Raw genomic sequence first — 13,205 nt, 5'->3', positions numbered from 1 at the left:
GGATGAATTCAAGGGGTACTGTAATTCCTGATGTCTTCAGGCCAAACCAAAGTAAACAAAAACAAGGGCTATTGTGTCAAAAAAACCGTGCACAGCTACAACAAACCACAAATCGTATTTACGCAGGTAAAATATCAGGGCTAAGAGTGCTCCGATGATTCCCGTTACAAGTTGCCCAGTAATTCCTTGATAACTATGCATAAAACCAAAAAAACAAGCAAGTAGAAGAATATTTAGTGCAATACTGATTTTACTTTCTCCAAAGAATTTTACAAATTGTCTCATAAAATAACCGCGAAAAATAATTTCTTCTCCAAACCCTGCAGTGGCCCATACCAAGGCTAAAGCGATTAAGCAGGCGGGTAGATCACCAACTAATGGATCGAAAGCGGAATAATCAATAGGAGCTCCGGTGAGTTTCGTAATTCCTGGAACCAATACAAGGACATAGAAAGCAAAAAGGCCCAGTGCAAGTAGTGGAGCAAGTACAAAGATGTTTTTGAATGTGAATTTTTCGCGTTGAAATCCAAGTGCTAAAAATGGTTTTCCGTTGTATTCTATATAATTCGCTATAACAATTAATATAGAAATAATGATATTAACTATGTAAGGAATGCGTATCGGCCCAAACCATAAAAGGCAGATGATTGCAGTTGTAATTAATGGAATTGCTATTTGTTTTAGGCTGAGGTCTTTCATTGTTTACTAATCTTAAATTCTCGACGAAATAAGGAACAAAATCTCTGAAAACCCCTTTAAACGGTTACGCTTTTACTGAATGGTCATTAATATATGGCTGAATGGTTGGTTGGTTGGTTGGATATGAAATCTTTTACTGAAACCAATCCATAAATTCTTTTCGTTTGTAGCGACTGATATTGATTTCGGCAATCCGATTATTTTCAATGGCTGTTTTTAACCGAAGCCGCAACTTACCATTTTCAATTTTTTCAATTTGGTCTACGGCATTTTTGTGAATGATAATTTGCCGATTGGCTCTAAAAAACAGTTGGTCGTTTATTTTTTCTTCGAGCTCATTTAACGTAAAATTGGTGGTAATTGTGTTACCATCATTTTGAATCGTATATACAATTTTGTTTTCGCTATAAAAGCAGGCAATATTTTCGTAGGTAAGTTTGGTCAATTTTGCCCCACTTTCAATAGTTATTTCAGCTTCTTTTATGGATAGCTTGTATAAATTGTAAATATCATGTGCATATGCTAAACCTATTAGAATAAAACTTAATATTAGAGTAATTAGTAAGCCAATTAATAAATAATAGAACTCTGTCTCGCCACCTGCAATTAGATTTAATATATTGCTTAGAGGAATGTACATTATGGTAATATAACCTAGAGTGGAAGCCATATACCATGCGATAGAGGCAATTTCTATTTTTTTTGAAAAATACTTTTTCTTGAAAAATTTAAAATTAAGATCTGCAATGATGCCAATCAGAATACATAGAACCATAGAGGACAGAAAACCTTCTATTGGGAATCTATAGGATTCACCACCTGGAAAACTTTCGCGTGTTGCCAAATGATTCACCACTAAAGAGAAAATCGTAAATAAAATTGCTTTCCGAAACCAACCCCATGCAGAACTACTGATAAATCCATGCCATAATGTTTTTACTTTGCTCTTCGTTGATTGTGCAGTGCTCATGAATTAGAGATTCTTTTTGTCGGAATTAAAAGTAAAGAATAATCTCTCTACAGAACTCTTGCCAAGAATATCGCTCGATAATAGTTAGATTCATTGGATGTCAAAAGTTCCTCTAAAATAGACCTTTCAAACCCTTAGCTTTCAAGCCGTAGCAAATTGTTATCTTTGCAGACCTTTTGAAGCATGATGAAAAAGAAAGTCGCGTTTTATACCTTGGGCTGCAAGCTCAACTTTTCGGAGACCTCTACGATTGCCCGAGGTTTTCAAGAGGAAGGTTTTGAACGTGTCGATTTTTCCCAAAAAGCCGACATGTATGTTATCAATACCTGTTCGGTGACCGAGAATGCCGATAAGCGCTTTAAGACCATTGTCAAACAGGCTCAAAGAGCGAATCCCAAGGCATTCGTCGCGGCAATCGGTTGTTATGCCCAATTGAAGCCTGAGCAACTCGCCGCGGTCGACGGGGTCGATTTGGTCTTGGGCGCGACCGAAAAATTCAAGATTACCGATTATATCAATGATCTGACCAAAAACGATTTTGGAGAAATTCATTCTTGCGAAATAACGGAAGCTGATTTTTATGTGGGAAGTTATGCCATAGGGGATAGAACCAGGGCATTTTTAAAAGTTCAGGACGGGTGCGATTATAAGTGCACCTATTGTACGATACCCTTGGCCCGCGGAATTTCGCGAAGCGATACCCTCGAAAATGTGTTGAAGAACGCCGCCGAGATTTCTGCCCAAGGCATTAAGGAAATCGTTCTCACCGGCGTGAACATTGGCGATTATGGCAAAGGGGAGTTCGGCAATAAAAGGCATGAACATACTTTTTTAGACCTCGTAGAAGCATTGGATCAGGTCGAAGGTATAAACAGGCTTCGAATATCATCCATAGAGCCCAATCTTTTGAAAAACGAAACGATCGATTTTGTGGCGCAGAGCAATACTTTTGTGCCCCATTTTCATATTCCGTTGCAAAGTGGAAGCGATGAAATGTTAAGGTTGATGAGGCGTCGCTATATGAGCGATCTGTACATTGATCGGGTAAAAAGAATTAGGGAGGTTATGCCACATGCCTGTATCGGAGTGGATGTTATTGTCGGTTTCCCCGGGGAAACCGATGCACATTTTTTGGAAACCTACCACTTTTTGAACGAACTTGATATTTCGTATCTGCATGTCTTTACCTATTCAGAGAGAGACAACACCCCTGCCGCCGAAATGCGTAACCCCGTACCCAAGAATATACGCCACAAACGCAGCAAGATGCTCAGGGGATTGTCGGTCAAAAAAAGAAGGGCTTTTTATGAAAGTCAAATCGGTTCGACCCGAACGGTGCTTTTTGAGGGAGAGAACAAAGAGGGCTATATTCATGGTTTTACCGAAAACTATGTGAAGGTAAAGGCGCCATGGAACCCCGAACGGGTCAATACCCTGCATAGAGTAAAACTTACCGAGATCGATACCGATGGCTTGGTCCGTTTTGAGTTTGTCCCTGATAAAGTTATGGCATAAAAAATCCCGCGTCAGCGGGATTCAATCTTTTTTGAGGGCGGGTTATATACGAATGCCCACGGGCAACATTTCTTTGTATTGTCTATTTTTTCGCAGAAAACCGGCAATTTGAGGACTGGTAGGTACCACTCGCTGATTGTTCTGTTGAATGACCTGAAGCACCGACTTAATAAAATCTTCCTTGAACCCCTCTTTTTCGATTTCTTCAGGAATGACCAATTTGGTCAAGAATACCTTGCGCTCTTGTGATGAATACTCGATTTTGGCTAGATGTCCATCGACCCTGGTTTCGAATTGGCGCAAGAAACTGTTGTCCTTAATTTCTACTTCATTCATATAGTTTGATTTTAAAATTGGTCTTAGACAAAAAAATTACGATGTTCTCAAATCGTAATTCCATACTTTTATAAAAAAAAGCGAAAAATTAGTAGGTAGTTTCCGCTACTGGTACAAAGGTAATAAAAAAAATGGGATCTTCCTAAGATTACCGTAGGCTTTCGATACATGACCGATAACAAAATACACGTCTACTTCATGCCTGGCATGGCAGCCAACACATCGATATTCAAAAATATAGAACTGTCTTCCGACACTTTTGTATCCCATTTTCTTGAATGGTTCATTCCGCCGAAAAATATGTCCATTTCGGCCTATGCCGCTGAAATGAAAAAAAAGATAAAACATCCGAACCCCGTACTCGTAGGGGTTTCGTTCGGGGGTATGTTGGTACAGGAGATCGCCAAATTAATGCCGGTTAAAAAAGTAATCGTAGTCTCGAGTGTCAAGTTCGGGTCTGAATTGCCTAAAAGAATGGTCTTCGCGAAATACACTAAAATTCATAAACTGCTGCCCACCGGCCTGGTGAACAATGTCGAACTTTTGGCCAAGTATGCCTTTGGTGAAACAGTGACAAAACGCTTGGCCCTTTATGAAGAATATCTTTCGATCCGAGACAAATATTATATTGATTGGTCCATCGATCAAATCGTTAACTGGAAGCAGACCGAATGCCCAGACTGTCTGGTTCACATACACGGTGACAAAGACGCGGTTTTTCCTATAGCAAACATCAAAGATTGCATTACGGTGCGTAACGGAACGCATACGATGATCATTCATCGGGCCAAATGGTTCAATGAACACCTTCCCACAATTATTTTGGAATAAGTGAGTTGTAATACTACCTTTGATTTATAACCAATTTTAGTAGCTATGAAGATTTTAAAGAATGTTTTGATGCTTTTGGGCGTGTTTTTTGTAATAAGCACCTTGATTTTTGCAGTGCAGAATACAACGGAAAGCAATGAAGCGAATGCTTCAGAAAATGAAATAAATGATAAGAATGTGGCCGAAGGCTACCGTATTTCCCCCATTGACATTCCTGAAGATCTGAATTTTGCGGGAGAAAGAGTACCACAAGACGACCCCGAGATCATGGAGCGGGTCGATCGTGAGTTTTTGGTCAATACCTATTGGCAGTCGAACGCATTGCTTTTGATGAAGCGGGCACACAAATACTTTCCGGTGATCGAGCCCATACTGGCCAAAAATGGCATCCCCGATGATTTTAAGTATTTGGCGGTCGCCGAAAGTGGACTTCAAAATGTGGTATCGCATGCCGGTGCAACCGGATTTTGGCAAATTATGAAAGATACGGGTCGGGAATATGGTCTTGAAGTGAACAGTAATGTAGATGAACGCTACCATCTCGAAAAATCTACCGAAGTGGCCTGTAAGTACCTTAATAAATGGAAGGAGAAGTATGGCACTTGGACGTTGACCGCGGCCGCCTATAATGCCGGCCCAGGGTCGATCAACAAATTTTTGGGCATTCAACAGGTCGATGACTATTATGACCTGTTATTGGGCGAGGAGACCGGGCGCTATGTTTTTCGAATAATGGCAATTAAAGAAATTTTGAGCCATCCTGAAAAATATGGTTTCATGGTCGATAAAGAAGATCTTTACAAATCGGTGCCGACTTTTAAGGTCGAAATCGACGAACCCATTTTGAGCTTTGCCGATTTCGCGCAGCAGTACGAAATCAATTATAAGATATTGAAAAGGCACAACCCGTGGTTGCGCGAGCCGCATCTTAACAATAGCTCAAGAAAGAAATACACGATAGAGATTCCGAACAAAGGCTACTACAAGTTGGGCAAATAATGTGGCAATACATAAAAGATAATATTTGGCCGCTGCTGTTGGCAATCAACTACGGGCTGGTCATTATCTTTTCGGTCCACATCCTATTAAAGAACAAAAACCCCGTAAAGACCATTTCTTATCTTTTCGCACTCGCGGTATTCCCTTTTTTAGGGCTTTTGGTCTATTATTTTTTCGGACAGGATTACCGCAAGTCGAAGATTTTCGAAAAAAAATATTTTCTTGACAATGATAAGATCAGGAAGTGGAGCGATAGTTTCAATCTTGACGATGAGGAAAAAGAGGACTTTGAAGAGGATTTCGGGGATGGTGTTTTCAAGATATACAAGTTGTTGAAGAACAATCAACGGGCAGTTCTTACCTTCGACAATGAGGTCGAGATCCTGATCAATGGCGAGATGAAGTTCAAAAGGTTGTTGGAAGATCTGGAAAAGGCCCAAAACCACATACATTTGGAGTACTTCGTATTATTCGATGATGAGGTAGGTAATTTGGTCATCGATAGATTGTGTGCCAAAGCAAAATCAGGGGTTCAGGTACGACTGATTTATGACGATGTTGGTAGCCGCATCTCAAGAAAAACCAAAAAGAAATTGCGTGATAGCGGGGTCAGGTATTATCCCTTCATGCCGGTGTTTTTTTCAAACTCGACGAGTAAGGTCAATTATAGGGATCATCGAAAAATCGTGGTGATCGATGGCAACATTGGATATGTAGGTGGAATCAACCTGGACAAAAAGTATGACAACTCCCTCAAAAATAAAAGATTTTGGCGCGATACCCACTTGCGCATAGAAGGAAGCGCTGCGGGTTCATTACAGGCTGCCTTTTTACTGAGCTGGAATTTCGTTTCAAAACAAGAGGTTGAAATCGAAGAGGTATGGTTCCCTAGGTCTGAACCAAAAACCAAAGCACCCACGGCGGTGCAGATAGCCGCCAGTGGCCCCGATACCGATTGGGCCAATATCATGGAAGCTTTTTTCTGTGCCATTACATCGGCGCGAAAGTGTATTTACATTTCTTCGCCCTATTTCATGCCGAACGCCCAAATTTTGACCGCGCTCACAACCGCTTCACGCAGCGGTGTTGATGTGAGGATCATTATTCCGAAGGTATCCGATTCATGGCCGGCCCAATACGCGACCGATTCCTATATTGAAGAATTGGAACATTCTGGGGTACAAATGTACCGTTATAAAAAGGGATTCGTGCATGCCAAGACTTTGGTCATCGATGATGTTTTTTCGAGTATCGGTACGGCCAATATGGACTATCGAAGCTTTGCCCTGAATTTCGAGATCAATGCGCTTATTTATGATAAGGAAGTCAATAGGCAAATGAAACGTATATTCGAGAAAGATCTTGAGGAGTGTGAAGAAATCGAGTACGAGCGATGGGTGGAAAGGAGTATTGTTAGAAAACTTCAAGAATCGTTCGCCCGGCTTTTGGCGCCCTTGCTATAATGCAAATCGGGCACCTCTGTTCAACTTTCTTAGATTTTCTTCATCTGTTGTTGCATCATCTTTATTTGTTCGGTCAACATGTTGTTCTTGTCCAACTTTTTCGCTTCGTTCAAGAGCGTGGTAGCCTCGCGCTTTCTGCGTTTCTGCATGGCGATGCCCGCCAAGCTTAATTTGGCCATGGCGATATCATAGTCCATGGTCAACCCTAGTTTCAGGGCTTTTTTAAAATACTTTTCGGCCTGGGTAAGGTTTTTTTGTGAATGGAGTATGCCGTGCAGGTAGTTATAGTATCCTTGTTGCTTGGTAACCAGGGCCGCTTCAGGGTTCTTGATTTTATCGAGCCATTTCTGCGTGCCTTCCATATCTTGTTTCCGCATCCGAAGAAAGGCCAACAAGATCATTTCATTTCTAAAATATAGGAAAATAAATATCAGTGAGAGCAAGATAAGCGCGATACCGTTGCCGATATTCCCTTCCACGATTTGATATCCTGCATAGAAGATGATAAGACCGGCAATGATTAGCTTAATGTTTTTGTTGAACATAATTATTCTTTGATTAATTCGTAGGTAATTGTTGATTTAATGGTGGTCGGAATCTCGGTATCGCCCATTTGCGACATCACCGATGTTCCTTTAGACAAACCTGTTACCGTCATTTTTTGAATAAAACCTGATTTACGATCGGCGGTAATAGCGGTTTCTTGGGTGCCGTTAAGTTTCATCGTTGCAACGGCCTCCTCTACGTTCATTGTCACGTTCGCAGTTCCATTTATTCGTACAATGGTATCGTTCATTGAGTCCAAAACCCATTTATTTTTAGCTTCAAGCTTTCCGCTATATTGATTTTCCCATGTACTTCCAGTATCTATCTCTTGAGTTGAATAAATATATGTCATCTGTTTGTAGTTGTTCGACAGTGCCTCTGAACCGAATTCCTTTTTTAGGTTCGATTTCATCATATTGAGTGAAAATTCGTCTTCGATGCCAGAGGCCCTGGCCATCTTGTTTACCAGACTATCCCCTCCTTTAACCTCGAGAATATCGCCGGTCTTGGCCAATATGATCGATACGGGGGTTTCAAGCAAACTATTGAAGATTTGTGACTGCATATCACCTTCTACAACCTCTTTTGCCTTGACATCCATCAATTGCCCTTGGAGACTTGATGCCATTTGCAGGTTCAAGTCCTTGAACGTCAACGATATTTGATAATTGTCATCGACTTCGCCGACTACGCTAAATTCAAGCACGCCATCGATTTTATTAGTTATTTCATGCGTGACCCCATCCAATTCTTGAACAATCAGTTGTTCTGCCCGTTGTTTGATGACAAAAACATCATCTTTTTTCAAATCATATTGCAACTTTGTCTGTGCATTTAGCAAGCTAAAATTGCAAACAATAAAAAAAATAAGTGCCAATTGTCTCATATTACGGGGGTTTTTGACGGTGTAAATCAACTTGGGCAAAAGTAATAAAAACGTGTTATTGTATGTATACACGGTCTCCGGAAATATTTTTTAAATACATTTGCAAGAGCAAAAACTCTTTGTATATTTGCGCCCAGATTTTACGGATTACCCCGTATCATTGCAAATTAAAGAAAAGGATTATAAAATGCCCGGACAAAAAAGAACATACCAGCCCTCAAAGCGCAAGAGAAGAAACAAGCATGGTTTTAGGGAGCGCATGGCTACCGTAAACGGAAGAAAGGTTCTTGCAAGAAGAAGAGCAAAGGGAAGAAAAAAACTAACTGTATCTTCTGAGCCGAGACATAAAAAATAATGACCCGACATTCTCTAAAATATTTAAGGTGTTACTTTGATAGTAGCACCTTTTTTTTGTTTTTGTCACAGGTTACAATGTTCATCAAGTTTAAGGAAAAAATACGAGAATAAAATATGCCAAAAAGAAAGGATTTAAAATCGATTTTAATCATTGGGTCAGGTCCCATAATCATTGGTCAGGCTTGTGAGTTCGATTATTCGGGGTCACAGGCATTAAGAAGTTTAAAGGAAGATGGTATCGAAACGGTGTTGATAAACAGCAATCCGGCCACAATTATGACCGACCCGGTGATGGCCGATCATATCTACCTCAAGCCCTTGACCACAAAATCGATTGTAGAAATTCTCAAGGCGCACCCGCAGATTGATGCCGTTTTGCCCACAATGGGTGGACAAACTGCTCTCAATTTATGTATCGAAGCCGATGAAAAAGGAATTTGGGCCGATTTCGATGTAGAGATCATCGGAGTCGATATCGATGCCATCAACATAACCGAGGATCGTGAGAAATTCCGTGAATTGATGTTGAAGATCGGTATTGGAATGGCGCCCCAAGCAACTGCGACCTCCTTTTTAAAAGGCAAGGAAATTGCCCAGGAGTTTGGCTTTCCATTGGTAATACGGGCTTCTTATACGCTTGGAGGTGCTGGAGCCTCGATCGTATATGACCCTAAGGACTTTGACGAACTTCTCAGCCGCGGTTTGGAAGTTTCCCCGATTCATGAGGTCATGATCGATAAGGCACTTATGGGATGGAAGGAATATGAACTTGAGCTGCTCCGTGACAAAAACGACAATGTAGTCATTATCTGTACCATCGAGAATATGGATCCTATGGGCATCCATACAGGAGATTCGATTACGGTTGCCCCAGCAATGACCCTTAGCGACCGCACTTTTCAGAGAATGCGTGACATGGCCATTCATATGATGCGTAGCATCGGTGATTTTGCCGGAGGATGTAATGTGCAGTTTGCCGTAAGTCCTGATGATGAGGAGAAGATAATTGCCATCGAGATCAATCCACGGGTATCGAGATCTTCGGCCTTGGCTTCCAAAGCTACCGGATATCCAATTGCGAAGATAGCGGCCAAACTGGCCATTGGCTATCATCTTGATGAACTTGACAATCAAATAACAAAGTCTACTTCAGCGCTTTTTGAACCGACTTTGGATTACGTTATCGTAAAAATTCCACGTTGGAATTTCGACAAGTTCGAAGGTTCGGACCGTACCTTGGGATTGCAAATGAAGGCCGTTGGTGAGGTTATGGGTATTGGTCGCTCTTTTCAGGAAGCCTTGCACAAGGCCACCCAATCATTGGAAATCAAGAGAAACGGACTAGGGGCCGACGGCAAAGGGTACACTGATTATGATCAGATTATCGGTAAACTCACCGTGCCAAGTTGGGATAGGGTTTTCGTAATCTACGACGCCATTCAACTGGGCATTCCCTTAAGCAGGATCCACGAAATTACCAAAATCGATATGTGGTTCTTAAAGCAATATGAGGAACTATATAATCTTGAAAAGGAAATTTCGAAATATGCCATAGGAAGTATTTCCCGAGAATTGCTTCTTGAAGCGAAGCAGAAAGGTTTTGCCGATCGCCAGATTGCCCATATGCTTGATTGCTACGAGAGCGAGGTTTACAATAAGCGTACAGAAATGAATATCAACAGGGTCTACAAATTGGTTGATACCTGTGCCGCCGAGTTTAAGGCGATGACTCCATATTACTACTCTACTTTTGAAGCCGAAATCGAAACTTCCGTTGGGGAACGCTACGTGGAGAATGACAGTACTGTGACCGATAGGAAGAAAGTCGTGGTTCTTGGGTCGGGCCCCAATCGTATCGGTCAGGGCATTGAATTTGATTACTGTTGTGTGCATGGGGTACTTGCCGCTGCTGAATGTGGTTATGAGACCATTATGATCAATTGTAATCCTGAAACCGTTTCGACCGACTTTGATACCGCAGATAAGCTCTACTTTGAACCTGTTTTTTGGGAACACATTTATGATATCATCCGTCATGAAAAACCTGAAGGGGTAATTGTTCAGTTAGGGGGTCAGACCGCTCTAAAATTGGCCGAAAAATTATCTAAATACGGAATTAAGATAATCGGTACGAGTTACGAAGCACTCGATTTGGCCGAGGATAGGGGAAGTTTTTCAGAACTCTTAAAAGAAAATGATATTCCGTTTCCGCAATTCGGAGTTGCTGAAACTGCCGATGAGGCCTTGGCATTGGCCGACGAACTCAAATTCCCGTTGTTGGTTAGACCTTCTTATGTTCTGGGAGGGCAGGGAATGAAAATAGTCATTAACAAAGAAGAACTAGAAGAGCATGTCGTGGATCTGCTGCGAAAAATACCGAACAATAAACTTTTGTTGGACCATTATCTTGATGGTGCCATAGAAGCTGAGGCCGATGCCATTTGTGACGGGGAAGATATTTATATAATCGGTATCATGGAACACATCGAACCCTGTGGAATCCATTCCGGTGACTCGAACGCGACATTGCCTCCTTTTAATCTTGGGGAATTCGTAATGCAGCAAATCAAGGATCACACCAAGAAAATTGCCTTGGCCCTGAACACTGTTGGGCTCATTAACATACAGTTTGCGATAAAGGACGATATGGTTTACATCATAGAGGCTAACCCACGTGCATCGCGTACGGTGCCTTTCATTGCGAAAGCATACAAAGAACCTTATGTCAACTACGCCACCAAGGTCATGTTGGGAGAAAAAAAGATAAAGGACTTTGTTTTTAAACCTGAATTGGAAGGCTTTGCTATCAAACAACCCGTTTTTTCGTTCAATAAATTTCCGAACGTTAACAAGAACTTAGGGCCTGAAATGAAGAGTACGGGGGAAAGTATTTTGTTTATCGATAGTTTGAAAGATGATCAATTTTATGAACTGTACCATAGAAGAAAAATGTATCTATCGAAATAATAGGGGTAGGGTAGTAGCCTTAGTTTTTACTCCTTTCGTGTTCTAATTGAACCATACGGCATATCTTTTTCTTCTAAGTTCAAGGGCAAGCTGCTTTTCCATTTTTAAGGCTTCTGATCGCGTGACCATTGGGCCTATATGATTATATAGGCTCGGTCTAAGATAACTGCCATATTTTTTTACGATACTTGAAGAAAGGTTGTGCCCTTTTTTGCTAAGGATGCCTTTTTTGTGCTGCTCAAAACGTTCCTTTGGCGTTTTACTGGTCATACCTACGTACAAGCATTCGAGAACCCCATTAAATTGAAGATTGGCCTCGCGAAACTTGCGATGCTCTGAAAATACCCGTTTCGAAAGTTCGATAACGTAGACCCTGTACTCGACTTTTGGCATGTACTTTTAAAATTGGGTATTTCTTTTTGCCGGAAACTGTTTGGGTATCTCATCGTCGGGCTCACCAAGATTTTGGCGAAGGTCAATTTCGATTCCCCTTGCAATGGTCGATATGGGAACATCATTCGATGTGCCTTCAAACGGATTCTCCCCGGTTCTTCCAATGCGTTCCATAGTATGGAAAATCCACGCGACAATAACGTAAAACGGAATACTGAACCAGACAAACAGGTCTTTGACCCAGGCTGGGCTACTTTCAAGAGCTGCACCTATTTCCGCGAACTGAGGCACCAATGCCAGAGGAAGCAACAATACAAAAACCCACATAAAAAAATGATTAAGGGTGGCGTATTGTCTCGGATAGGGAAAATTCTTAATGCGCTCGCTCTGGCCTTGGAGCGTAAATAATTCTTGGAGAATAGCTTCCAATTCCAGAAAGGAAAATTCCCAGATCATACCTCTTTCCTTGAGTTTTCTCAGGTGATGTGACTGTTCATAAAGTAATGCCGTCTGCTTGTTGTCTTTGCCCATTATTTTCTTCAGTTCATTTTTTGAAATGTAGGGCTTCATATCTTCTTCCAAGGTTGACTCCATCTCGGGCGGAAGCATGCCCCACTCCCTGTTCGTTCTATGGTTTGAAGTGGTTTCCCAAGACTTTGGTGCCCGCATGGCATGGCGCAGGGCGGTCATCCAGGCGATGTGTCTGTAGGTCAACGTTTTGATTTCTAAAAGAAGTTCTGCCTCGGCAACCGGTTTTTTTGCATGTTCATTGGTCAACATATCTTGAACGAACATTCCAAAAGTACGCGAAGTGTTAACAATACCACCCCAGATTTTTCGGGCTTCCCAAATTCTGCCGTAGGCAGAATTGTTCTGAAATCCTATTACAAAGGCCACTGCCGTACCGATCAATGCAAGAGGTGTCCAAGGTATCTTGAACCATTTCAAGTCCAAGAAATAAAATATAGCGACCCAAACGGTTATAATCGCTGTAAAAACCATTGTCTCGTATCTAGTCCATTGCGCCAATTGACGCGCAGAATATATTTTTTGTGTATACATGAATCAGTGTTTAATTATATTGCCAACAATCTTATTTCCTTTTTTAGAAACAAAATAATTACTACAAACTTTGATCTTCTAAAAATACATGGGCTTTGGGACCAAAAATTAATGAAATATTATAAAAAATCAGGCGTTTGTCTAAGTATATGATATTTTTGTCTTGTATCGAACGATATCA

The 13,205-nt window shown here is 41.2% G+C and carries 13 protein-coding genes; 6 read left to right on the top strand and 7 right to left on the bottom strand.

The features are described 5' to 3' along the window. Nucleotides 1-36: 36 nt before the first annotated feature. Together ACEZ3G_RS16585 and ACEZ3G_RS16580 are read right to left on the bottom strand one after the other, a co-directional pair. A complete protein-coding gene (locus ACEZ3G_RS16585) occupies nt 37-699 on the bottom strand; it encodes a CPBP family intramembrane glutamic endopeptidase (protein WP_432426644.1) in 663 nt (220 codons plus the stop codon). A gap of 133 nt (nt 700-832) precedes the next feature. Further along, complete coding sequence (locus tag ACEZ3G_RS16580; RefSeq protein ID WP_432426643.1) at nt 833-1,669, bottom strand: LytR/AlgR family response regulator transcription factor; 837 nt, start codon at nt 1,667-1,669, stop codon at nt 833-835. A 186-nt stretch (nt 1,670-1,855) separates the two neighbouring features. On the opposite strand from ACEZ3G_RS16580, the gene mtaB reads away from it, so the two are divergent. Continuing rightward, the gene (gene mtaB, locus ACEZ3G_RS16575) at nt 1,856-3,184 is read left to right on the top strand and encodes a tRNA (N(6)-L-threonylcarbamoyladenosine(37)-C(2))-methylthiotransferase MtaB (protein ID WP_432426671.1); all 1,329 of its coding nucleotides are present in this window, start codon (nt 1,856-1,858) and stop codon (nt 3,182-3,184) included. A 42-nt stretch (nt 3,185-3,226) separates the two neighbouring features. Here the strand turns inward: mtaB and ACEZ3G_RS16570 are convergent, their stop codons facing one another. After that, nucleotides 3,227-3,520: a GNAT family N-acetyltransferase gene (locus tag ACEZ3G_RS16570; RefSeq protein WP_432426642.1), complete on the bottom strand. Its 294-nt coding sequence runs from the start codon at nt 3,518-3,520 to the stop codon at nt 3,227-3,229. Between the two features lie 168 nt (nt 3,521-3,688). Here ACEZ3G_RS16570 and ACEZ3G_RS16565 point away from each other — a divergent pair, with 168 nt between their 5' ends. The 3 genes from ACEZ3G_RS16565 to cls are packed head-to-tail and all read left to right on the top strand — an operon-like array spanning nt 3,689 to nt 6,813. Continuing rightward, on the top strand, nt 3,689-4,351 hold the full coding sequence (locus ACEZ3G_RS16565; RefSeq protein WP_432426641.1) for an alpha/beta fold hydrolase: 663 nt from the start codon (nt 3,689-3,691) through the stop codon (nt 4,349-4,351). Between the two features lie 45 nt (nt 4,352-4,396). After that, on the top strand, nt 4,397-5,350 hold the full coding sequence (locus ACEZ3G_RS16560) for a lytic transglycosylase domain-containing protein (RefSeq protein ID WP_432426640.1): 954 nt from the start codon (nt 4,397-4,399) through the stop codon (nt 5,348-5,350). Next, nucleotides 5,350-6,813 carry a cardiolipin synthase gene (gene cls, locus ACEZ3G_RS16555; RefSeq protein WP_432426639.1) on the top strand — a complete coding sequence of 488 codons (1,464 nt, stop codon included), beginning with the start codon at nt 5,350-5,352 and terminating at the stop codon, nt 6,811-6,813. The genes ACEZ3G_RS16560 and cls overlap by 1 nt, the downstream gene beginning before the upstream one ends. A gap of 29 nt (nt 6,814-6,842) precedes the next feature. Here the strand turns inward: cls and ACEZ3G_RS16550 are convergent, their stop codons facing one another. Together ACEZ3G_RS16550 and ACEZ3G_RS16545 are read right to left on the bottom strand one after the other, a co-directional pair. Continuing rightward, nucleotides 6,843-7,358 (bottom strand): DUF2892 domain-containing protein, encoded by a 516-nt coding sequence (locus ACEZ3G_RS16550; protein ID WP_432426638.1) that lies wholly within the window; start codon nt 7,356-7,358, stop codon nt 6,843-6,845. Between the two features lie 2 nt (nt 7,359-7,360). Further along, nucleotides 7,361-8,245 (bottom strand): DUF6263 family protein, encoded by an 885-nt coding sequence (locus ACEZ3G_RS16545; protein ID WP_432426637.1) that lies wholly within the window; start codon nt 8,243-8,245, stop codon nt 7,361-7,363. 187 nt (nt 8,246-8,432) lie between these two features. Between ACEZ3G_RS16545 and rpmH the strand changes: the two genes are divergently transcribed. Then, nucleotides 8,433-8,600 carry a 50S ribosomal protein L34 gene (rpmH, locus tag ACEZ3G_RS16540; RefSeq protein ID WP_432426636.1) on the top strand — a complete coding sequence of 56 codons (168 nt, stop codon included), beginning with the start codon at nt 8,433-8,435 and terminating at the stop codon, nt 8,598-8,600. Between the two features lie 116 nt (nt 8,601-8,716). Then, the gene (carB, locus tag ACEZ3G_RS16535) at nt 8,717-11,569 is read left to right on the top strand and encodes a carbamoyl-phosphate synthase large subunit (RefSeq protein WP_432426635.1); all 2,853 of its coding nucleotides are present in this window, start codon (nt 8,717-8,719) and stop codon (nt 11,567-11,569) included. 42 nt (nt 11,570-11,611) lie between these two features. Here the strand turns inward: carB and ACEZ3G_RS16530 are convergent, their stop codons facing one another. Together ACEZ3G_RS16530 and ACEZ3G_RS16525 are read right to left on the bottom strand one after the other, a co-directional pair. Next, nucleotides 11,612-11,962, bottom strand: a complete 351-nt coding sequence (locus tag ACEZ3G_RS16530) for a ribose-5-phosphate isomerase (protein WP_432426634.1) — start codon at nt 11,960-11,962, stop codon at nt 11,612-11,614. A 6-nt stretch (nt 11,963-11,968) separates the two neighbouring features. Next, nucleotides 11,969-13,024 (bottom strand): bestrophin family protein, encoded by a 1,056-nt coding sequence (locus tag ACEZ3G_RS16525; RefSeq protein WP_432426633.1) that lies wholly within the window; start codon nt 13,022-13,024, stop codon nt 11,969-11,971. Between the last annotated feature and the right edge of the window lie 181 nt (nt 13,025-13,205).

This window comes from Meishania litoralis, assembly GCF_042611095.1.
Lineage (GTDB): Bacteria > Bacteroidota > Bacteroidia > Flavobacteriales > Flavobacteriaceae > Meishania > Meishania litoralis.
This window is presented reverse-complemented; position numbering and strand designations above follow the sequence as displayed.